This is a genomic window from Halosimplex rarum, assembly GCF_047715405.1.
GTDB classification, from domain to species: Archaea; Halobacteriota; Halobacteria; order Halobacteriales; family Haloarculaceae; genus Halosimplex; species Halosimplex rarum.
Window position 1 is genome coordinate 1 of sequence record NZ_CP180413.1, and the last position, 19,748, is coordinate 19,748.

General features: G+C 63.9%; 22 protein-coding genes. 9 read left to right on the plus strand and 13 right to left on the minus strand.

Annotated elements, in window-relative coordinates:
• The first annotated feature begins 378 nt into the window (after window positions 1-378).
• Complete coding sequence (locus ACMGFH_RS21750; RefSeq protein WP_415383370.1) at window positions 379-1,374, plus strand: ParA family protein; 996 nt, start codon at window positions 379-381, stop codon at window positions 1,372-1,374.
• Window positions 1,371-1,865, plus strand: a complete 495-nt coding sequence (locus ACMGFH_RS21755; RefSeq protein WP_415383371.1) for an acyl-CoA dehydrogenase — start codon at window positions 1,371-1,373, stop codon at window positions 1,863-1,865. Before ACMGFH_RS21750 ends, ACMGFH_RS21755 begins: the two co-directional genes overlap by 4 nt.
• Before the next feature lie 689 nt (window positions 1,866-2,554).
• Here ACMGFH_RS21755 and ACMGFH_RS21760 read toward each other — a convergent pair.
• The 3 genes from ACMGFH_RS21760 to ACMGFH_RS21770 form a co-directional block, all read right to left on the minus strand.
• A complete protein-coding gene (locus tag ACMGFH_RS21760; RefSeq protein ID WP_415383372.1) occupies window positions 2,555-3,085 on the minus strand; it encodes an HTH domain-containing protein in 531 nt (176 codons plus the stop codon).
• Window positions 3,086-3,548: 463 nt separating this feature from the next.
• Complete coding sequence (locus ACMGFH_RS21765; protein WP_415383373.1) at window positions 3,549-4,172, minus strand: nucleotidyltransferase family protein; 624 nt, start codon at window positions 4,170-4,172, stop codon at window positions 3,549-3,551.
• Window positions 4,173-4,470: 298 nt separating this feature from the next.
• The gene (locus tag ACMGFH_RS21770) at window positions 4,471-4,797 is read right to left on the minus strand and encodes a hypothetical protein (RefSeq protein ID WP_415383374.1); all 327 of its coding nucleotides are present in this window, start codon (window positions 4,795-4,797) and stop codon (window positions 4,471-4,473) included.
• A 579-nt stretch (window positions 4,798-5,376) separates the two neighbouring features.
• Here ACMGFH_RS21770 and ACMGFH_RS21775 point away from each other — a divergent pair.
• On the plus strand, window positions 5,377-6,996 hold the full coding sequence (locus ACMGFH_RS21775; protein ID WP_415383375.1) for an orc1/cdc6 family replication initiation protein: 1,620 nt from the start codon (window positions 5,377-5,379) through the stop codon (window positions 6,994-6,996).
• A gap of 638 nt (window positions 6,997-7,634) precedes the next feature.
• Here ACMGFH_RS21775 and ACMGFH_RS21780 read toward each other — a convergent pair.
• Window positions 7,635-7,958 (minus strand): hypothetical protein, encoded by a 324-nt coding sequence (locus ACMGFH_RS21780; protein ID WP_415383376.1) that lies wholly within the window; start codon window positions 7,956-7,958, stop codon window positions 7,635-7,637.
• Window positions 7,959-8,226: 268 nt separating this feature from the next.
• Here ACMGFH_RS21780 and ACMGFH_RS21785 point away from each other — a divergent pair, with 268 nt between their 5' ends.
• The 3 genes from ACMGFH_RS21785 (at window position 8,227) to ACMGFH_RS21795 (ending at window position 12,132) form a co-directional block, all read left to right on the plus strand.
• Window positions 8,227-8,622: a truncated hemoglobin gene (locus tag ACMGFH_RS21785; protein ID WP_415383377.1), complete on the plus strand. Its 396-nt coding sequence runs from the start codon at window positions 8,227-8,229 to the stop codon at window positions 8,620-8,622.
• A 3-nt stretch (window positions 8,623-8,625) separates the two neighbouring features.
• Window positions 8,626-9,381, plus strand: coding sequence for a sugar phosphate isomerase/epimerase family protein (locus ACMGFH_RS21790; protein ID WP_415383379.1), 756 nt, complete (start codon window positions 8,626-8,628; stop codon window positions 9,379-9,381).
• Between the two features lie 147 nt (window positions 9,382-9,528).
• Window positions 9,529-12,132 (plus strand): cation-translocating P-type ATPase, encoded by a 2,604-nt coding sequence (locus tag ACMGFH_RS21795; RefSeq protein ID WP_415383380.1) that lies wholly within the window; start codon window positions 9,529-9,531, stop codon window positions 12,130-12,132.
• Between the two features lie 34 nt (window positions 12,133-12,166).
• Here the strand turns inward: ACMGFH_RS21795 and ACMGFH_RS21800 are convergent, their stop codons facing one another.
• The 3 genes from ACMGFH_RS21800 to ACMGFH_RS21810 form a co-directional block, all read right to left on the minus strand.
• The gene (locus ACMGFH_RS21800) at window positions 12,167-12,748 is read right to left on the minus strand and encodes a VIT1/CCC1 transporter family protein (RefSeq protein WP_415383381.1); all 582 of its coding nucleotides are present in this window, start codon (window positions 12,746-12,748) and stop codon (window positions 12,167-12,169) included.
• Between the two features lie 6 nt (window positions 12,749-12,754).
• Window positions 12,755-13,045, minus strand: a complete 291-nt coding sequence (locus ACMGFH_RS21805) for a DUF211 domain-containing protein (RefSeq protein ID WP_415383382.1) — start codon at window positions 13,043-13,045, stop codon at window positions 12,755-12,757.
• Window positions 13,046-13,237: 192 nt separating this feature from the next.
• Entirely contained in the window at window positions 13,238-13,621 is a 384-nt protein-coding gene (locus ACMGFH_RS21810; protein ID WP_415383383.1) for a PadR family transcriptional regulator, read from the minus strand.
• A 154-nt stretch (window positions 13,622-13,775) separates the two neighbouring features.
• On the opposite strand from ACMGFH_RS21810, the gene ACMGFH_RS21815 reads away from it, so the two are divergent.
• The 3 genes from ACMGFH_RS21815 to ACMGFH_RS21825 all read left to right on the plus strand — a co-directional run bounded on the left by ACMGFH_RS21815 (window position 13,776) and on the right by ACMGFH_RS21825 (window position 15,236).
• A complete protein-coding gene (locus ACMGFH_RS21815) occupies window positions 13,776-13,919 on the plus strand; it encodes a hypothetical protein (RefSeq protein ID WP_415383384.1) in 144 nt (47 codons plus the stop codon).
• Window positions 13,920-14,148: 229 nt separating this feature from the next.
• Window positions 14,149-14,721, plus strand: a complete 573-nt coding sequence (locus tag ACMGFH_RS21820; protein WP_415383468.1) for a DoxX family protein — start codon at window positions 14,149-14,151, stop codon at window positions 14,719-14,721.
• Window positions 14,722-14,828: 107 nt separating this feature from the next.
• Window positions 14,829-15,236 (plus strand): HIT family protein, encoded by a 408-nt coding sequence (locus ACMGFH_RS21825; protein WP_415383385.1) that lies wholly within the window; start codon window positions 14,829-14,831, stop codon window positions 15,234-15,236.
• A gap of 226 nt (window positions 15,237-15,462) precedes the next feature.
• On the opposite strand, the gene ACMGFH_RS21830 is transcribed toward ACMGFH_RS21825, so the two are convergent.
• The 6 genes from ACMGFH_RS21830 to ACMGFH_RS21855 all read right to left on the minus strand — a co-directional run bounded on the left by ACMGFH_RS21830 (window position 15,463) and on the right by ACMGFH_RS21855 (window position 19,738).
• Window positions 15,463-15,648: a hypothetical protein gene (locus tag ACMGFH_RS21830; protein WP_415383386.1), complete on the minus strand. Its 186-nt coding sequence runs from the start codon at window positions 15,646-15,648 to the stop codon at window positions 15,463-15,465.
• An 89-nt stretch (window positions 15,649-15,737) separates the two neighbouring features.
• Window positions 15,738-16,130, minus strand: a complete 393-nt coding sequence (sdhC, locus tag ACMGFH_RS21835) for a succinate dehydrogenase, cytochrome b556 subunit (RefSeq protein WP_415383387.1) — start codon at window positions 16,128-16,130, stop codon at window positions 15,738-15,740.
• 29 nt (window positions 16,131-16,159) lie between these two features.
• Window positions 16,160-16,474 carry a ferredoxin family protein gene (locus ACMGFH_RS21840; RefSeq protein ID WP_415383388.1) on the minus strand — a complete coding sequence of 105 codons (315 nt, stop codon included), beginning with the start codon at window positions 16,472-16,474 and terminating at the stop codon, window positions 16,160-16,162.
• Entirely contained in the window at window positions 16,471-17,868 is a 1,398-nt protein-coding gene (locus ACMGFH_RS21845; RefSeq protein WP_415383389.1) for an FAD-dependent oxidoreductase, read from the minus strand. Before ACMGFH_RS21845 ends, ACMGFH_RS21840 begins: the two co-directional genes overlap by 4 nt.
• A complete protein-coding gene (locus ACMGFH_RS21850; protein WP_415383390.1) occupies window positions 17,865-18,950 on the minus strand; it encodes an electron transfer flavoprotein subunit alpha/FixB family protein in 1,086 nt (361 codons plus the stop codon). The genes ACMGFH_RS21845 and ACMGFH_RS21850 overlap by 4 nt, the downstream gene beginning before the upstream one ends.
• Window positions 18,947-19,738 carry an electron transfer flavoprotein subunit beta/FixA family protein gene (locus ACMGFH_RS21855; RefSeq protein ID WP_415383392.1) on the minus strand — a complete coding sequence of 264 codons (792 nt, stop codon included), beginning with the start codon at window positions 19,736-19,738 and terminating at the stop codon, window positions 18,947-18,949. The genes ACMGFH_RS21850 and ACMGFH_RS21855 overlap by 4 nt, the downstream gene beginning before the upstream one ends.
• Window positions 19,739-19,748 lie beyond the last annotated feature (10 nt).

The following is a 19,748-nucleotide window of genomic DNA, read 5'->3' on the forward strand; positions in this document are numbered from 1 at the left end:
CCCGCCCCAGATCTCCACCCCATACGTCTGTTACAAACGCCCGTGACAGACGATTGTGGATAGCCCCTGCCACTCGCCCCCCAAATGCTCAGAAACAGACGTCTGTTACAGAAAGTAGATACAGATACCACCGCTGGTCGCCCAAATAGCTCGTTATAACTTATTGTTACAGACATATAGTTCAGATATCTGTTGTAGATGTCTGTTATAGACATCTGTTATAGATATTGGCCCAAACATAGGTGAAATGATTAGAACCGCAAGACAGACCAACATACAGACTGGCGCCACAGGTATCCATTACAGACAGCTGTTACAGATATCAAACCCAAACGTCTGACACAGATTTATGTTGGGCTACCCAGAAGACGGGGACGTATGATAACGGCCGTAGTCTACTCGGAATCAGGTGGGACGTTCAAGACGACGATGACGGCCAACGTCGCAGTCGCGCTCCAGCGGATGGGCCAGAAGACGCTCGTGATCGATCTCGACCCACAAGAGGGTAATCTCACGAGTCTCTTCGACGTGGGCACCCAGCGAAGCGACCCAGACGCAGACAATCTCGTCAAGCACGTCCTCGACATGCCGGACGGTGACTTCGACGACCTGATCGAGACGTCCGACGAGGGCGTCGATATCATCCCGAGCCACGATATGCTCGGTGACTTCACCTCCAATCTGGAGCAGAAAATCTCCTACGAGACCGGGATGCAGAACATGAGCCGCGAAGAGTACCCGCGGTTCGAACTCCTATACGAGCTGTTGTGGGAGAACCAAGAACTCCACGAGGAATACGACGCCGTCCTCATCGACCCGAACGCGCGCGCTGAGGACCTTCTCTACAACGCGATCTTCGCGCTCCGGACACTGGTCGCCCCGGTGAAACCGGCCGGGAAGGGGAACCTGAGCCTGGACGGACTGGAAGAGCTGGTCGGGAACATGGAGAACGAACTAGAGATAGAGATCGGTCTCTCGTGTGTCGTTCCATCGGGTGTTGGCCAGACGAACGCCCACCAGCAGTACCAACAACAGTTCGAAGACACCGAAGCGTTCGACACACCCGTCACCATCGGGAACCGAGAGAGCCTCATGGACGCCATGTGGGAGGCCAGAGGGTCGGCGTTCAAAGTTGTCGAGGAGCGGTGGAAAACATTCGAGAGAGGCGGAGAGATGGTGAGCGAATCTGGACAGCGTCGCGTTCGCGATCGAGAAATCGAAACCCTACGGAGGCTGTACGTGCTCGCCCGATTCATCGCGACGGAGACGTTCGATACAGCGGTAGACCCGGTGATGGAACTCGACATCCAGGACCACGAGAATCGGACCATCGACCTACGTGAAGACGAAACCGTGGAGGCGACCTCGGCATGAGTAACTTCAAATCGGGCTCCGGGAACCTCGACTTCGGAGGGGACGATGACGAATCCGACGAGGGTGAAACGGCGGACGAGGAGGCCGACTCACGAAGCGAGCGAGACCAATCGGAATCCAGTTCACGCGGCCAAACTACCTCCGACTCGTCGAACCAGGGATCTACTCAGCCGGAACGGCCCGCCAGTGAGCGGACGTCGGACCGGACATCTGAGGCCGAATCCGCGAGATCAAGTAGCCCGACCCAGGAGTACCCGTACTTCGTCCGACGGAGTAACGTCGGTGACGAACGCGATACGCGTCTCGAGATCCACGTCCGTGATCGGGTCGCTGACCAGGAAGCCGAGTTTCGCAGCGACCTCGCCGAGCAACTCGACACGAGCGAAGTCTCGAAAACCGACGCTCGGGAGTTCGCCTTGCTGGCGGCGTTTCACCACCCCGAGCGCGTGGCTGAACTCATGCGAGACGAGGGGTTCGGCGAACTCGACTGAGAAGCGACTATCGCGCTCTCGCACTGCTTCCTCATCGATGCCCTCGAATATTCATACAGCGAGATACAGTTTATGGGATCGCGCCCCGTCTTCTCAGAAACGTAACGGTGTTGCGATACCCGCCCGGCTACCGAGGCGCCCAACCAATCGAATCCGTCCCCACTACGATTATTGTTCGCTTCCATCGCCGTAACACCCCTCTACTCTTCGGGCTGCATTCCGCTGTCAGACTTCTCTCGGCGAGTGTCTCGCGAATATCCATCGGTCTATCCGCCCAGCCGCAGATGATATCGATGGAGCCGAGAGTCGAGAGTGTCGGAGAATCTAGTTGAATCTCTAGATCCGGTCCCCAGGTCATAGGAATTCAGAGTCCCGGAGTAGGCGCAGAAAGACTCCGTCACGGGGGCGACCCCCCGGAGGAACAGAGATCTCGGACGACATAATGTTACAGACGTCTGTAACAGGCATACGACACAGATTGTTAATACAGACGGGAGCTACAGGCGGCCAATCGGACCGCTCGTCCAGTTTTCTGACGAGTTCGCGACGGTCACGTCCACCGAGGACATCATCTGGAGGGTGTGAACGGGCGTACGCTATTGCACCCGATCCTGTTTGAACCGTTTCGAGGCGACTCCCTCGGGCAGGAACGCTGACGACCTCTCGCTTGGCGGGATATCGAGGCAGGATCAGTCCTCAGCAAAGGGGGCTTCCAGCTTGCGGATATCGAGCGAGATCCGGCTCCCCCTGTCGTGGAGACTGTGAATCTCGCCGGCGATGACCAGTTGCGTATCGGCTGTCGGACCGATTATAATCGGGTCGCCGACATCGACATGCGGTAACGCCGTCTGAAATTCGATCCACGCCCGGCAGTCCGTCGGATGGTTCACGTTCGTGAACGAGATGTTTTCGACTGTGGCGTCGACGCGTTCGAACTCGTGTGTGACCCTGGTCGCTTCCCGCTCGGCGTCCGGGTCCCGGTCCAGTGCCTCAAACCCTTTCTCAGTCGGTTCGTATCCGCCACCCGGCCCTGGAACTCCCTCGACCAGTCCGAGCGACGTCAGCTGGGGCATCTTGTTCCTGATCGTTCCGGTGTCCCGGTTCAGCAACTCCGCGAGTGCGTCCGCTTTCACGGGAGACTCCTGTTGTTGATATTGGTTGACGAGTGTTGTCAAAAGTTGTCGCTGAACTTCGCGTAGATCGATCGAATGAGCACCCATTCTCTGAACAATCGTTCCGGAATCATATTGAATTTGCGATCAGTACTACATTTGCGGGCCGAACGTTCCTGACTCAGTTCTTGCACCAAGGTGGCGCGCCCGTGGTTTCGGCCACGCGTGTTGAGAGGTGCGCTCGGACTCCCGGCCGCGACAGTATCCTGTCCGGCGAGCGCGGGAACCGAACTCTCGTGAACCACCAGCCAGTCCCTTTCCTGCGCGGGTAGACGAGTAACTACGAGACAGCGAGACCGGTTTCGGACGGGACTCAGCCAGAGGCACCCCCGGCGCTACTGATTCGGTGTCTGTGTGTACCGTCGGTAAATGGTATACGCGAACGCTTCCTACCGTCTGACAAATCGATTACGACGTCACAGCGGACCGCTCGACGTGCGGGAAACGCCCGCACTCGGCTGGACCGGAACCGCCGTCACTCCGACTCGTCCCCGTCTCCCTTCCGCACGGCCTACCGTCGCCGCGATTCTGTGGCGCCCGTCTGTTTCCGGAGGTCGTCCCTAGAGTCGATATCTCGCACTACGCCGGGGTCATCGGTTTCGAGAAACCGCGTCCCGTCGTGAGTCGCGACGAGTTCGCGCCCGCCTCTGTCACCCGTGACGCCGGCAAGTGCGTCGAAGTGGCGAGCGTCGAACAGTACCGGATTCCCGCGCGTCCCCTCGTAGCGCGGCGCGACGATGCTCCCGTCGCCCGTGCGATACGCCTCGACGAGCCGGTCGACGGTGTTCGACCGAACGAATGGCATATCACCGAGCAGGAAAATCGCCGCGTCACAGTCGGCCTCGCGGGCGTATTCGACGCCCCTGCGGACCGATGCGCTCTGTCCATCCGTGTACTCGTCGTTGTGGCGGATCGAGAGCGGCAAGTCACCGAGCGCATCGGCAACGGCCTCCCCCTCGTGTCCGACGACCGCCACGACATCGTCGAGCGACGACTCGAGAACGGTCGTGGCAACTCGAACGACCATCGGTGTCCCGTCGACCGGTTCGAGGAGTTTGTTTCCGGCTTCGAACCGCGAGCTCTCGCCCGCCGCGAGGACGACGCCCCCGACTCGTGCGTCCCGAACCTCGGTCATACTCACGTGTTCAGCCCCAGGGATACTGACTGTTTTCCAGAGTCCGGCGCCGGAGTCGACGGCCAGTCCGCCGTGGACGAGACCCCGGACGAGCCCGGCTTTGCTGGACTCGACCGGGCGGTCGCGGCGAGTTCGTGACCACCGGTTGGTCTCGAATTCAGAGCCAAGGATCACGACCACCTCCGCGTCGTCCCGCTACGTGTCGGTGTCGAAGCGGCCCTTCGCCATGATCGAGTCCGCGAGGACGGCCACGTCGAGTTCGTCGCGACAGCCACGTCAGGTCGTCGATGACCGGCACCTACCCATCGGTCAGGACGGCCAGCTCCTCGTCGACGTCGTCGGCTGCTCTGCCTGTAACGCCTTCTATCCCGTTTCTGCCCTCGTAGGTAACCGACCCGAACGCGACAGCGCGGCGTACGACGGACGGGCTCCGCACCTGAGGAATGACGACGGGGAAACCCGCCCAGTGGAGACGGACGACGACCAGGTCGTCGAAGTCGACGGCCGTCTCCCTGTCGCCGCTCGCACCGGGGGAGTTTGCCGAACCCCCTCCCCCCTTTGTCGAGTTGTAAACGGGTGAGAGGGGGAGTCGAGAAATCAGTGGAGATTGTCCTACATCGCCCATTACTACGAATTTTGAAGGTAGAAGCACTGATAACCATAGAAAAGGATCTGTGTTTAAATACAGAAACGTTTATCTAATTGGAGATGAAAAGATACCCTTATTCCAACTTTACGAGCGGAAAGGAACACGTAGATCATTAATGATAGATTTGATACTGTCGGTTTACGCAGTAGTGGATGAAACCGTCTAATCAGGGATCTCATCCGTTTTCCGAGGAGATCTTATTCTTCCACTTTCTTCGATTACTCTCACGTCCCTTCGAAGCGATCTCGCTTACAACTCGACAAAGGGGGGTGGGTGTGATGAGTGGGCTCTTGAGTTCAGTCGTTTCTCCCGATCTCTCGACACTGACCGAGGAGAAGGGACTTTGCTCGTCCGCTCACAGCCAATACGGAGACGCGCTCAGCGCGAGTACTCGTTTCGATATCGTCACCTGACTTCCAGTGATCTCGACCTTATCTTGCTGCCAGATGCATCTCACTCGGTGGCCAGTCGTTTCCTTACAACTCGACAAAGGGGGGTGTCTCCCGTTTAGAGAGATCCGGCAGGAATTCGAGATGATCGTTCCATTAGAGGACGATGACGGTATCTGTAGAAAAAATAGATACTGCGGCGAGAATCCAGTACACTCGCAATATCAGGGGCTTACATTTCTCTAGGGGTGTGGTTTTTTATACATGGCCGTGCAGGGTCACTAGCATGGCAGACGACTCCCAGGAAAGTGATACCGGAGACGGGTCACCGGAGTCCACGACTACTGATGGGAGTTCTCGGGAACCCCTTCGAGATTCGGGAGGTGGGAGTACGCCGGCGGGCTCCAGGAGTGAGGAGGAAATTAGTGAGGAATCCGCGTCCCCGGAGACTTCCGAATCGACTGGTTCAGCCGACCAGGCGAACACGTCTATCTCGATCCGTGAGCGATTCCAGGAATCTTCGACGAGCTCCATCTTCGTCGACAAAGACCTCGTCCGCCCGGACACGATCATCGACGAGGACCGGATCGTCGGTCGTGACCAGCAGCTAGAGCGAGTAATCGACAACCTCCGACCCGCACTCGAGGGGGGCGGCCTTCCCAACATGTTGCTCAACGGCCCGTCCGGAACCGGGAAGTCGCTCATCATCAACGCGGTCTGTAAGCAAGTCGTGGACCTCTGTCAGTCCCAGGGCGTCAGATTCGGCGTCGTTTCGCTCAACTGCGAGGCCCCAAAGTCGCTCGACAGAGCGGTCTATCGATTAGTCCGGTGCGTTGCGGAAGACGTCGGCGCAGAGGTCGGGGTTCCCGAGAGCGGCGTCTCCACCGATCGGAAGTTCGAGCGGCTATTCGAACTGATCAACGAGAACTACGATGCCGTCATCTTCATCCTCGACGAGATCGACCTTCTCGAAGGGCCGTACGAAGATACGGCGTACTCGTCGCTACTCTATCAACTCTCCCGAGCTGAAACCCTCGGAAACATCGAAGGCAGTGTGTCGGTCACTGCGCTGACGAACTACACCCATTTCATGCAGGATCTGAACAGCCGAGCGGAGAGCTCGTTCAACCCGGACGACATCTTCTTCGACGACTACGACGCGAACCAGCTTCGAGCGATACTCGACAACCGCAAGGACGCGTTCAAAGACGGTTCGCTCACGGGCGACGTCATTCCGCTCGTCGCGGCATTCGGGTCCCAGACGCACGGCGACGCTCGCAAGGCGATCGATCTGTTCCGCTGGGCTGGTGAGTTCGCCGAACGTCGCGGCTCGGAGAACGTCGAGGAACGTGACGTCCGAGCGGCGCAGGATAAATACGACGAGAACCGGACGCTCCGGCACATCTCCGGGCTTGCGACGCAGAAGAAACTCTCCCTCTACGCGACCGCGGCGGTCGAGTACTACGCACAGCAAGACCTCACCCGGATCCCGGCCGGCGTCGGGTGGGAGGTCTACAAATTCGTCGCCGATCGGATCGATGCCGATCAGTACAGCCGCGAGACCTACGTCAACAACGTCACGGAGCAGGAGACGTACGGAATCCTCTCGTCAGAACGACGCGGTCGCGGCCGAGGCCGCGGCGTCCACATGTTCTTCACGCTCGAAGAGGGCGCTGAGAACATCGTCCGGACGATCGAGACCGACTCGCGAATCGGCGACATCGAGTCCGATCACGAGATGCTCAGAAGCGTCGTTCGGACGAAACTCAATTCGTTCTTCGATTGACCGCTTGCTCCCACCGGGGTTACAACTCGACAACGGGGGGTGGGAGGCTTACAGCACGACAACGGGGGGTGAGAGACTTACAGCACGACAATGGGGGGTGGACTTACAACTCGACAACGGGGGGTCTCCACGACACAGTCAGGAGGCGAGTCGCAATTTCTGTGAAGACGTAGTAGAATCGTGATTTAGGGATAAATAACTACTAACGGCCGAAATTCGCCGATTTACATCTCGACAATGGGGGGTCAGGGTCCGTCTCTCGCCTTGGTCTACACCGTCACCTTCCCCCCGTTTTCGCGGAGTAAACTACTGGTGTTCGTTGCTCTCAGCGGATTGCTCGTCGATATCCACGATCACGCTGGCGGCAGAGGTCTATTCTCAAGTAACGGCTGTCCGATGCTGTCGACGCTATCCGTCCGATGCTGTCGACGCTATCCGTCCGATGCTGTCGACGCTATCCGTCCGATGCTGTCGACGCTATCCGTCCGATGCTGTCGACGCTATCCGTCCGATGCTGTCGACGCTATCCGTCCGATGCTGTCGCCGCTATCCGTCCGATGCTGTCGCCGCTATCCGTCCGATGCTGTCGCCGCTATCCGTCCGATGCTGTCGCCGCTATCCGTCCGATGCTGTCGACGCTATCTGTCAGGGCTGGCGGGACCTTTGTACTTTGATTTGACCTGCGCTCCGTCTCGCCACTGCCAGTAGTCGTAGCGGTTGCCGTTGATCTCCTTGGTCGTGATCGACGCCTTCGATGGAACATCGTCCGGGAGCTCCTCCGGCCGTTGTTCGGCCTCGACTTCGCTGTCTTCTTCGGCGAGGCGAGATTCACGTTCACGGTACTCAGCCAGTTCCTCGGCGTACCTGGCAACGCGACGGAGTTCGTCGGGAGAGGATTCGTCGAGCGTGTCGACGAGTTCGCTCGGAAGTTCGGCTGGCAGTGTCGGCGGTTCCCCAGACATGCCTGGTTCGTCTTAACCAACGGAACGCTCATCGTATATCTTTGTTGGTTAATTGAGAGCCCGGCGTTGCCGTCTTGAGCGGCGAAAAAACCTCTCCACTAGCCTCTGACCACTCCTGGAGACAAAACCGGTGCTCGCAAGTTAGTTGCAGATCTCGACGCCCCGAGCGGTCACAAGGAACCGAACCAGTGCTGGCACACGTTGGTCGTACTCCCGTCAAGTGGTAACTAGCGGTAGATACATTATTCCCTCTCCCGCTGGCTCTACCATGACCGAAACGACGCTGTACGAGCGACTCGGAGAGCGGGACGGTATCCGGGCCGTCGTCGACGACTTCTACGACCGATTACTCGCGGACGATGATATCGCCCCGTATTTCGACGGTGCAGACGCCGGGATGCTGCGTCGGACGCAAACTGATTTCCTCTGTGAAGCCGCTGGCGGCCCTGAATCGTACGATGCGGCGCCGGTACGGGAAGCACACCTCTCCGTCCCGTTCACCCCGCAGGACATCCAGCGAGCGGTCGGACACCTGTCCGAGAGCCTGGACGCCGCCGGTATCCCCGAGGAAGACGCTGATGCGGTGATACAGGCTATCGTCGCCTACGAAGACGACCTCCTGGCGACGCCGGACGACGAACACGACGTGGCGCGTGGTGAGTGAGCCATGGATCTCGGTCTCACAGTGGGCGACTCGCTCGAACGACTGGAAGCGACGGCCGAGGGATTCGATTTCGTCGAACTCTCTATCGGCGAGTCGTCGCTCCGTCCGGCGGAAGCGGACGACGAGCGACTGCGGGAGGTCCTCGATGGACTGGGCGCGGACCTCTGCGTTCACCTCCCCTTCGATCAGGTCGTGTCGACGCCGGTCTCGCAACTCAACGACGCGATCGTCGACTACCAGTCGGAGCTACTCGAGTGGGCGAGCGGGGTCGGTGCGCGGAAGGCGGTTCTGCATGGGACGATGCGGAACCCACACGACACCGACCAGCGCCCGGTCTTCGCGAGCCAGTTGTCGGCGATCGCGGCCGCCGGCGACGACGTCGGGGTCGAGGTCGTCGTCGAGAACGTCGGGCATCAGGCCCGCGGGCTCCCGCTCTCGGTCCTCGGCGATATCGCGCGAGACACGGGAACAGCGGTCTGCTTCGACGTCGGTCACGCCTACATGGAGGACGGAGACGACGGGATCGAGCGGTTTCTCGACGACTACCGCGACCTCGTCTCACATCTGCACGTCCACGACGCAAGGGGCCGTGGCGACACGCACCTCCCACTGGGCGCCGGCGAGATCGATTTCGGGCTCGTCTCCGACGCTCTCGCCGGATTCGACGGTACCGTCGCCGTCGAGGTGTTCACGGACGACGTTCCGCTCCTGAGAGACTCGGCACGGCGGGCTGCCGAAGGCTTCGACGGTACTCAATAGCACCGGATCCCGAGACCCGTGGCGCTGACGGGCCGCGTCCGGCGGCACCGGTTGATGCCGGGAAAACGACTGTATGGCTCGCCCGGGTACGCTGGTGTAGACGCCGCTCCCGGGTCGGTGACCGAGGGCGATTCGACTCGATTTACGATGGACTGGTACACGCGTCCCATTGAGACGATATACGAGGAACTGGACACGTCGGCGTCGGGATTAGCCGCGTCGACGGCCGACGAGCGCCGCGAAGAAGTGGGGCCGAACGAACTCACGGGCGACCGCGGACGGGGGCCGCTCGCCATCTTCGTCGCGCAGTTCTCGAGCGCGCTCATCTGGGTGCTGCTACTCGCCGCCGCCCTGTCGTTCGCGATCGGTCACGTCGTCGACGCTGTCCTCATCGGAATCATCCTGCTCCTGAACGGGGTGTTCGGGTTCGTCCAGGAGTACCGGGCCGAACAGAGCCTCGAAGCGCTCCGCGAGATGGCGACGCCGGAGGTCACCGTCCGACGAGACGGAGAGGAGCGGGAGATCGAATCGACGGCCCTGGTTCCCGGCGACGTCGTCGTGCTGGGGCAGGGCGACGTCGTGCCCGCCGACGCCAGACTCGTCGAGGCGGACTCGCTCGAAGTCGACGAGGCGGCGCTGACCGGCGAGAGCGTCCCGGTCGAGAAGGACGCTGGGGCGGCCGACCCGGAGACGCCGCTCGCCGAGCGGGCGAACATGGTCTACAAGGGGACGAACGTCACCCGCGGCCGTGCCGTCGCCGTCGTCGTGGAGACGGGTATGGACACGGAGGTCGGCGAGATCGCGACGGCGCTGATCGGCGCCGATGACCCCCTGACGCCGCTCCAGCGCGATCTGGACCGGCTCGGCCGTCGCCTCGGTATCGGCGTCGTGGCGCTCTCGGTGCTCGTCGTGGGACTGCTCCTCGTCGACGGCCGGGGGCTCGTCCAGGCCGGCCTGACCGCCGTCTCGCTTGCAGTGGCGGCCGTGCCCGAGGGGCTCCCCGCGGTCGTCACGTTGACGCTCGCCCTGGGCGTCCGCAGCATGGCCGAGGAGAACGCTCTCGTTCGGACGCTACCGGCGGTCGAGGCGCTCGGCGCGGTGGACGTCGTCTGCACGGACAAGACGGGGACGCTAACCGAGGGGGAGATGCGCGTCCAGCGGGTGTGGGTGCACGACCGGGCCGCCCCGGTCGACGAGGCCGGCGACGACGACCGCCTGGACCGGCTGTTCGAGATCGGTGCGGTCTGCAACGACGCGACCGCCGACGAGGGCGACCCGACCGAACGAGCGCTCGTCACCGCCGCGGCCGACCGCGGCTTCGACGTCGAGACCTGCCGGGAAGACCGACCGCGGCGTGACGAAGTGCCGTTCTCCTCCGAGCGCAAGCGCATGGCGACGATCCACGACGACGTCGTCTACGTGAAGGGCGCTCCGACTGTGCTCCTCGACCGGTCGACGCGGGTGCTCGGGCCCGATGGACCGATCGACCTGGACGCGGAGACGCGCTCCCGTATCGAGTCGCGCGTCGACGAGTTCGCCGGGGACGCGCTTCGAGTGCTCGGGTTCGCGTACAAGGACCGGGGCGACGAGGGCGGCCCCGAGGAGAACCTCGTGTTCGTCGGCCTGCAGGGGTTGCTCGACCCGCCGCGCCCAGAGGTTCGTGACGCGATCGCGGACACGCACCGCGCGGGCATCGGCGTGAAGATGATCACCGGTGACAACGCGGTGACGGCCGGCGCCATCGCTCGCGAAGTCGGGATCGAATCGGACGTGTTGACCGGCCGGGACGTCGAGGCCATGGACGACGAGACGCTCCGCGAGCGGGTAGCCGAGATCGACGTGTTCGCGCGGGCCGAACCGACCCACAAGGTACGGATCCTCGAGGCGCTACAGGCGAACGGCGCCGCCGTCGCGATGACTGGCGACGGGGTGAACGACGCGCCGGCGCTGAAAAACGCCGACGTCGGTATCGCGATGGGCGTCCGGGGGACGAACGTCGCCAAGCAGGCCAGCGACATCGTCCTCCTCGACGATAACTACGCGTCGATCCGCGCCGCTATCAGGCGCGGACGGACCATCTTCGACAACATCTGGAAGTTCGTCGCCTACCTGCTCAGCGCGAACGTGGCCGAAGTGGCGATCGTGTTCGTCGCGTCGCTGTTCGGCTATCTCATCCTCCCGGCGGTCCAGCTCCTGTGGATCAATCTGCTCACCGACGGCCTGCCGGCGCTCGCCCTCGGAACCGACCCCGGTGGAGACGTGATGGACCGACACCCCCGCGACCGGGCCGCCGGGATCATCGACCGAGAGATGCTCGGATTCGTCGGGGGAGCCGGATTGACCACGACGGTCCTGTTGCTCGGGTTGATGTTCTATCTCCTCGACGGCGCGCCGTCGGTCACGCCCTACGTCATGACGATGGTGTTCACCGGACTCGTCGTCTTCGAGTTCGTCAAGCTGTACGTCGTCCGGTGGACGAGGAGGACGCCCGCGCTGACGAACCCCTGGCTCGCCGCCGCCGTGGTGGCGTCGTTGACGCTCCAGCTCGCCGTCCTCTACACGCCGCTGAACGGGTACTTCGGGACCGTCCCCCTCGGCGTCAGCGACTGGGCGCTCCTCGGGCTGGTGCTCGTCCTCGGCACGCCTGCGCTCGTGCTGGTCGGCTGGCTCGTCAAGCATCACGGAACCGACGGCCACGCAGGCGGCGCCACGACGCGACCCGACGACGCACCGGAGGTGCACACCGATTGAAGACCGGGGGCCGGATACGCCGGTCGCGTCACCGCTATCCGGGGAGAGCGAGGCTGATCAGGGCGACGACCAGGCCGGCCAGCCCCATCCGGACCGCTGACACGTACCACTTCTGTCCCGAGATCGAGCCCATGTACGCGCCGAAGACGGCGAGCACGCCGATACCGAGCCCGACCCCGACGACGCCCGCCTCGGCGAGCGTGAAGACGGACCCCTCGAACAGGAACGGGACGAGCGGGATGAGGATGCCGATGAGCGGCCCGAGCCCGCTGGCCGTCGCGTGGATCACGCGTGCTCCCCGCTGCTCTCGCTCGACGCGCGTGTCGTCGAGGTCGGTCAGCATCGCCCGTTCCATCCGGAGGATTTCGGCTTTCGTCTCGGCGCGCTCGATCTCCCAGACGCTCCAGACCGCGGACGTGCCGAGCCCGACGGCGGCACCGAGGCCGATCTTGATGACCGTGAACCCGTCGGGGACCCCCGACAGGACCGCACCGATGATGACGCCGACGCTCGTCAGCGTGCCGTCGAACCCGTTCGAGACGAAATACCGACGGGAGATCGACTGGACGTCCTCCCGCCCGAGGAGCGACCGCAGGAGGCGAATTTTCGAGGACACGACTGTTCAGCCGTCCTGCGGGGTCCGTCGCTCCTCGACGACGTACTCCCCGTAGGAGACCTGATCGACCGAGTGAACGGTCCCACCGAGTTCGCCGACAGCCTGCTCGATGGCCGCGTAGTCGAGGCCGTCCCCCTCGATCGTGAGCTTGACGTTCTGTACTTCCTGATCGAGTTCGATCAGCGACGACGAAACGCCGTCGACACATTCGACGTCAGCGATACGCTCCGTAAACTCGAGTAGTGACGGATCGTGCGGTTTCAGGACGTCGAGCGTGACGCGACGAAGCGGACTCATTGGAGGAATTATCGGCAGCGGCAGGGTTAAGGATGGGGGCTACCTCTCCCCCTGGCCCGATCACGGATGCCGACAGCAGGCGTAGAGCAGCCGGCGAACCGATCGAGGAACTTCCGGTCTCGGTCTGCCCCGTCCGTGCGTCCTGCCCGTTTCTAACGGTCGAACCGATAGGGGAGGGCGGCTACTGCACAGTTACGCGTCGCCGGGGCGGGCCGCGTTCTCGTATTTGACCATCTTCTCGGGTTTGTCGGTGATGGTCTCGTAGATCTGTTGAAACGTCTCCTCGGCGGCGAGCAGGTTGTGTGCTTCGAGGAAGGCTCGGCCCTCGTCCGTGAGGCCGTAGAACTTCCATGGGTAGCCCTGCCGGCGCTGGTCGTCGTCGAGGGCGACCTCGCTGACGATGCCGGCCTCGATGAGCTTCTGGATGTGCTTGTAGACGGTCGCGTCGCTCACGCTGGGATTGAGCTCCTCGAGTTCGTACATCGAGGGCAGCTGCTCGGGGTGCTGGAGGATGTTGTTGATCAGCGCGAACCGCGTCTGCTGAGTGACGAAGTGGACGAGTTCCCGGGATTCCATCCCCTCAGCAGTCCCCAGGTCGGTGCTCGTACGACGCGATACACGTCCCGGCGGCAAGTAGCTCACCCTTGAGTAAACTACTCTGGAGTAAATCCCACTCGACTGAGTCGGTGATACCCTTCATAAACCATACCTACCGACGCTGAAGGGGTTCGTGTTCGAACGGGAGAAAGAGGACGAAGACGACCCATTCGGCTGGATGCTGGGCGGCGTCTTCGAACCGTTCCACCGGGAAGGGCGGCTATTTCGCTGGCGAACGGAGGAGGACCTCGTCGATGTGACCGGCGAACTCCCGTGACAACGGTCCGGATCCGACCCGTTGCAGAGTGTTAACCAACAACAGCGGTGAACCGTCGCGTTTGTTGGTTACTTACGATCGAGCGCAGCAGCAGGGGCCGACCGTCCGGTCTGAGACTCCCACGATCGACTTCGCGACCGGTGTGACCCGAACCACCGGAATTCTCGGTTTCGAAGAATCCGCTGGGGGGTATATCGTCGGAGGGAGCGTCTCTATAGATGTGAGCAAAATGGCTACCAAACAAAACACCGGCGGCTCGAACGTCTTCGAGAGCAAGATCGGCGACCTGACCGTCTCGGGTCGCGCACACAGCCTGAGCGCGTGGTTCGTGCTGGCGCTGCGACTGATGATGGGCTACGCGTTCCTGTACTCGGGGGTCTCGAAGATCACCGCGGCGGAACCGTTCGGCGCGGGCGGGTACCTGGCCCACAGCGCGGCGACGAACGGCAACCCGCTGGCCGGGCTGTTCGCCTGGATGGGGTCGACGCCGTGGTTCGTCGAGTTCGCGAACGTCGCGGTCCCGTGGGGCGAGCTGTTCATCGGGCTCGGGCTACTCGTCGGTGCGCTGGTCCGCCTCGCGGCGTTCTTCGGCGCGCTGATGATGCTCATGTTCTACTTCGGGAACTGGGACATCGCCCACGGCCTCATCAACGGGGACTTCGCGTACATGCTCGTGTTCCTCGCGGTCGCCGCCTTCGGCGCCGGCCGGATCCTGGGACTCGACCAGTACATCGAGACCCTCGACGTCGGCGGCCAGGCGCTCATCGAGCGCTACCCCAGACTCGAGTACGTCCTCGGCTGACCGCTCTGTTTTTTGTCAACCGCACGCGTCCAGCGTTCTCGGTTCTGCCCGTATTCCCGAGCGGACAGCGGCGGCAGTACTTTCAGCGATGCTCGCAATCGTCGGGTATGGACGACTGCGCGTTCTGTCGTGTCGCCGACGGCCGGAAAGACGTGTACACGCTGTTCGAGGGCGAACGGACCGTCGCCTTCCTCGACGAGAACCCAGCGACTGCGGGCCATGCGCTAGTCTTCCCGAGAGCGCACGTGGAAGACCTCCTGGTGGCGGACCAGGCGACCTCGATGGCGGTCTTCGAAACGGCGCGGGCGCTCGCGCTCGCGATGGATCGGGCACTCGAGCCCGACGGATTCAGTGTCTTTCACACGACCGGCGGGCTGGTCGGGCAGGTCGAGCACGCGCACCTCCACCTCCTCCCCCGATACGTCGACGACGACATCCAGCTGTCGCTGTCGCGAGAGCCGATCGACGGAACTGACCCCGAAGCGCTGTCGGAGTCGATCCGCCAGACACTCTGAGAGGAGGCACAGTGCGGCGCTCTCCCGGAACCGAATCACACGTGTGTGTACACACTCCCCGAGCCACTACCGACGATGGCGTCGATCGTGAGGGGCCGTCACGCGGATGTTTTCACTGTAGTACAATGTATACTGCTTGCAGCAGGCGCAGCCCGCGACGCCGAGCCGTCCGACGGGGCCACCGAGACGGAGTGCTCGACGGCGAGTCGCCCGCAGTGTGACGGTCTCAGTCTCCGGGTCCATGGACCGGCCGGATCGCCGTCTCGCGGTCGCTGCGCCGTCGCAGTTCCGTCGGCCGCGACGCGGTCGGCACCAGCATCCCGCGGATGTGGTGGCCGGCGTTCGCGTGTCGCCCGACTTCTCGGGGATCGATACCCGTCTCGCAGTCGAGGCAGTACCAGTTCGAAGTCATTGGTGTGGTGGTGGGGAAGTCGGATTCGCGGTGTTGGCGGCGTCGAGACCGACGGCGCCGCCGACGAGGCCGTCGTAGTCGCACATCGGTCACACCCCCGCGAGGTACGTCGGCACGCTCGCGACGGTAATGACGGCGGTCACGACGAGCGTCACGTAGAACGTCGTCGCCTGTCTGTCGAGCCCGAGACCGAGGTCGACGAACAGGAGTCGGACGCCGTTGAGCGCGTGGAAGACGGCCACCGCGAGCAGGCCGATCTCCAGGACTCGGACGATCAACAGCGCTTCGAGGCCCTGCAACGTCGCCGTGTAGACCGTCGGGTCGGCGGCCGTCGCGGTACTCAACACCGCAATGTGGGTGAACAGGTAGCCGACGAGTAGCCAGCCGGTGAACGTGTGGAGGATCCAGGGCCACATGCCGGCGCTGAATTCGCGCCACCGGCCGAAGTCCTCGATCCGTCCCCGGTCGTAGGCGTCTGTCATCGTCTCTGTGACCGTTGTCCGTCGTACCGTCACCCGTTCTTGTACGTGACGCCGGCTCCGGTCTCGGGGTACTCCCACTCGACGTTGCCGTGGGGGCAGGCCCACCGACAGCTGCCGCATTCGAGGCAGTTCTCGTAGGCGATGTGCGGGACGCCGTCCTCGCCCTCGCGCCACACGTCCGCGGGACAGACCTTGATGCAGTCGTCGGTGACGCACTTCTCGGCGCAGATCCCGGGGATCGTCACGTCGAGGTGGGAGTCGCCGGGGTCCTCGTACTTGACGGTGTAGAGGCGGTCTTCGAGCGATTCGTTATCGACGGTCGGGATGCCTGGTTCGACGCTCATTTGATGAGTTTACGGTAGCGGACTGCGAGTTTCGCAGCCCCGGTGTAGCCGCCGACGGCCTGCAGGAGCTGCCGCTTGGCCGTCTGGGCGTGCTGGTCTTTCGGCGCTCTGTCCATCCTGAAGTACTCGCTGCCGGCGTCTGCGACCGCCCGCGGGAGCTCCTCGAAGAGGAGCTGTCGGTCCTCCTGGACCCGCTCGATCAACCACTCGTACCGTTCGAGGTTCTCGACGACGAACGACGATTCGAGGGCCTCGCGGTAGCCGGCGAGCGCGTCCGCGTCGACCCGGCCCCGTTTGGCGGCCGATGCCACGGCGTTGGCGGCGTGATAGCCGCTCTCGACGGCCATGTTGGTGCCTTCGAGGTGGAGCCCGTTGTTGAGGACGAGTCCCGCCGCGTCGCCGACGATCACCGCGCCGTCGTGGACGAGTTCTGGGATCTCGTCGGCGCCGCCTTCGGGGATCGTCTTGGCCGTGTACTCGACGGTGCGGGCACCGCGCAGCAGCGGCGCGACTGCCGGATGGGTCTTGAAGGCGTTGAGCGTCCCCTCCGGGTCGGGCTGGGACGTTGCAGCGTCCGAGAGCCGGTAGGCCAGCCCGACGCTGACGGTGTCTTCGTTGGTGTAGACGAACCCGCCGCCGAACGCGTCGCCGACGGCCCCCTCACCGAAGTAGTGGTAGGAGGCGCCGGCGTCGCCGGTGAGCCGGAAGCGGTCCTCGATGGCGTGCTCGCGCTCGGGGAACTCCAGCACCTCCTTGACCCCGACCGCGACGTTCTCGCGGCGCTCGGTCTCCTTGAGATCGGCGCCCTCGCTCACCAGGGAGTTGCCCCCCTCCGCGAGGACGACGTAGGGGGCACGGATCGTCCCGTCCGGCCGGTCGGTCTCGATGCCGACGATCCGGTCGCCCTCGCGGAGCAGGCCCGTGACGGTCGTGCGGGTGACCAGCGTCGCGCCGGCCTCGACGGCCTGCTCGGCGAGCCACTCGTCGAACTCGCCGCGGAGGACGGTGTAGGAGTCGTTGTGCGGCGGGTCGTGCCACTCGCCCGGGCTGATGGAGACGGCGGTCTCGTCCTCGTCGGTGAGCATCCCGAACCGGCGTTCGGCGATGTACCGCTCCAGCGGCGCCGCGTCGACATCGACCAACTCGCGGAGCGTCGGCGTGTAGAGCACGCCGCCGAAGACGTTCTTCGCGCCGGGGTACCGACCGCGCTCGACCAGCAGCACGTCAAGCCCCGATTCGGCCATCGTGAGCGCGGCGGTGCTCCCCGCGAGCCCCGCGCCGACGACGACCGCGTCGAAGGCGTCGTCGTAGTCCGGCGTCGCGGTGTCCCGGTCGGACAGGTCGATCCGTTCGGTGCTCCCGGCCGCGTCGGTCTCGGATTCCGTCTCGGTCATGGCTGTGCCTCCGGTTCAGTGACGGGCGCTCCGTCCCGAATCCGCTCGGCGAGGGCGGGACAGACCTCGAAGAGGTCGCCGACGATGCCGTAGTCGGCGTGGTCGAAGATCGGGGCGTTCGGGTCGTCGTTGATCGCGACGACGACGGCGCTGTCGTTCATCCCCTCGACGTGCTGGACGGCGCCGGAGATGCCGACCGCGACGTACAGATCCGGACGAACGGTCTTGCCCGTCTGGCCGACCTGCCGCGAACCGTCGATCCAGCCCTCGTCGACGGCCTTCCGGCTCGCGGCGAGGTCGGCGTCCAGCGCGTCGGCGAGCGCCTCGATCGGCGCGAGGTCGCCGTTACAGCCCCCTCCGGCGGCCACGATTCGGTCGGCCTCGGTGATGTCCGCGGTGTCGCCGACGACCCGCTCGCGGACCTCCGTTACTGTGTCAGATTCGTCGACGACGACGTCAACGGCTTCGACCTCGCCGTCCCTGTCCGGGTTCGGCGCCGCCGCCGCGAAGACGCCCGGCCTGACCGTCGCCATCTGTGGGCGGTGGTCCTCGCAGACGATGGTCGCGAGGACGTTGCCCCCGAAGGCCGGCCGGCGCGCCTCCAGGAGGCCGTCCTCGCCGACGCCCAGTTCGGTGCAGTCGGCGGTCAGTCCGGCGTGGGCCGGGACGGCGACCCGCCCGGCGAAGTCGCGACCGGTGTGGGTCCCGCCGATGAGGACGATCGCTGGCTCGCGGTCCTCGACGAGGGCGCGGAACTGTTCGCCGTACGGATCCGCTCGATAGGGTTCGAACACCGGATCGTCGGCGACCAGCGCCCTGTCGGCGCCGCGTTCGACGGCCTCCGCGGCCACGTCGTCGACGCCTTCGCCGATCACGAGCGCGACGAGGTCCTCGCCGAGGTCGTCGGCCAGTCCGCGCGCCTCGGCGAGCAGCTCCCACGAGACGGTCATCACGTCGCCGTCGTGTTCCTCGACGAACACCCACACGTCGCTGTACGCGTCGGTGTCGACGGTGCCGTCGTCGACCGGTTCGTCCTCCGACGCGTCCGTCTCGGCCGCCCCGTCCGCGTCGTCGGGACTCATCCGAACACCTCCGTCTCGGCCAGTTCGTCGGCCAGTTCGCCGACGCCCTCGACCACCACTCGCTCGCGTTCGACGGGCTCGACGGTCTCCATGCCGCCGACCTCCGTCGGCGAGGCGTCGATGCCGACCTCCTCGTCGTCGAGCCCGATGTCCCCGGCGGACAGTTCGATCGGTTCGAACTCGGACTCGGCGTAGAGCTTGCGGTGGAGGCCGGCCGGGCGCGGGTCGAACTCGCCGTAGGCCACGGCGACGACGACGGGCAACTCGGCGGCCACGATTTCGTACCCGCCTTCCACGTCCCGGCGAGCGACGAGGGTCTCGTCGTCGAACTCGGGGTCGAGTTCCTCCGCGTAGGTCAGCTGTGCCCACCCGAGGTGGGCGGCGATGCCGGGCGGCACCTGTCCGGTCGAGGAGTCGGTCGTCTCTTCGCCGCAGACGACCACGTCGGCGCCGAGCGATTCGGCGGCGGCCGCGAGCGTCAGGCTCGTCGGCCACGTGTCGCTGCCCGCGAACGCGCGGTCGGTGACCAACGCGGCGTCGTCACAGCCCATCGCGACCGCCGCCTCGAGGATGTCTGTCGCCGTGGGCGGTCCCATCGTGACCGCGACGACGGACCCGCCCCCGTCGTCGCGCAACTGCAGCGCTGCTTCGAGTGCGTGCCTGTCCGGCGGGTTCATCACCGCCGGCGCACTCGCCCTGTCGAGGTGGCCCGTGTCCGGGTCGATCCGTACTTCGTCGTCGTCGGGCACCTGCTTGACGCCGACGACGATCGTTGGGTCGTCTATCATAGGTCTCTGT

Coding starts and splice junctions, on each gene's coding strand:
- ACMGFH_RS21760 (WP_415383372.1), bottom strand. CDS start 3,085: ATGGGTGCTCATTCGATCGATCTACGCGAAGTTCAGCGACAACTTTTG.
- ACMGFH_RS21805 (WP_415383382.1), bottom strand. CDS start 13,045: ATGAGTCCGCTTCGTCGCGTCACGCTCGACGTCCTGAAACCGCACGAT.
- ACMGFH_RS21790 (WP_415383379.1), top strand. CDS start 8,626: ATGGATCTCGGTCTCACAGTGGGCGACTCGCTCGAACGACTGGAAGCG.
- ACMGFH_RS21795 (WP_415383380.1), top strand. CDS start 9,529: ATGGACTGGTACACGCGTCCCATTGAGACGATATACGAGGAACTGGAC.
- ACMGFH_RS21830 (WP_415383386.1), bottom strand. CDS start 15,648: ATGACTTCGAACTGGTACTGCCTCGACTGCGAGACGGGTATCGATCCC.
- ACMGFH_RS21770 (WP_415383374.1), bottom strand. CDS start 4,797: ATGGGCGATGTAGGACAATCTCCACTGATTTCTCGACTCCCCCTCTCA.
- ACMGFH_RS21780 (WP_415383376.1), bottom strand. CDS start 7,958: ATGTCTGGGGAACCGCCGACACTGCCAGCCGAACTTCCGAGCGAACTC.
- ACMGFH_RS21840 (WP_415383388.1), bottom strand. CDS start 16,474: ATGAGCGTCGAACCAGGCATCCCGACCGTCGATAACGAATCGCTCGAA.
- ACMGFH_RS21775 (WP_415383375.1), top strand. CDS start 5,377: ATGACGGTATCTGTAGAAAAAATAGATACTGCGGCGAGAATCCAGTAC.
- sdhC (WP_415383387.1), bottom strand. CDS start 16,130: ATGACAGACGCCTACGACCGGGGACGGATCGAGGACTTCGGCCGGTGG.
- ACMGFH_RS21825 (WP_415383385.1), top strand. CDS start 14,829: ATGGACGACTGCGCGTTCTGTCGTGTCGCCGACGGCCGGAAAGACGTG.
- ACMGFH_RS21845 (WP_415383389.1), bottom strand. CDS start 17,868: ATGACCGAGACGGAATCCGAGACCGACGCGGCCGGGAGCACCGAACGG.
- ACMGFH_RS21850 (WP_415383390.1), bottom strand. CDS start 18,950: ATGAGTCCCGACGACGCGGACGGGGCGGCCGAGACGGACGCGTCGGAG.
- ACMGFH_RS21810 (WP_415383383.1), bottom strand. CDS start 13,621: ATGGAATCCCGGGAACTCGTCCACTTCGTCACTCAGCAGACGCGGTTC.
- ACMGFH_RS21855 (WP_415383392.1), bottom strand. CDS start 19,738: ATGATAGACGACCCAACGATCGTCGTCGGCGTCAAGCAGGTGCCCGAC.
- ACMGFH_RS21755 (WP_415383371.1), top strand. CDS start 1,371: ATGAGTAACTTCAAATCGGGCTCCGGGAACCTCGACTTCGGAGGGGAC.
- ACMGFH_RS21750 (WP_415383370.1), top strand. CDS start 379: ATGATAACGGCCGTAGTCTACTCGGAATCAGGTGGGACGTTCAAGACG.
- ACMGFH_RS21785 (WP_415383377.1), top strand. CDS start 8,227: ATGACCGAAACGACGCTGTACGAGCGACTCGGAGAGCGGGACGGTATC.
- ACMGFH_RS21820 (WP_415383468.1), top strand. CDS start 14,149: ATGGCTACCAAACAAAACACCGGCGGCTCGAACGTCTTCGAGAGCAAG.
- ACMGFH_RS21765 (WP_415383373.1), bottom strand. CDS start 4,172: ATGACCGAGGTTCGGGACGCACGAGTCGGGGGCGTCGTCCTCGCGGCG.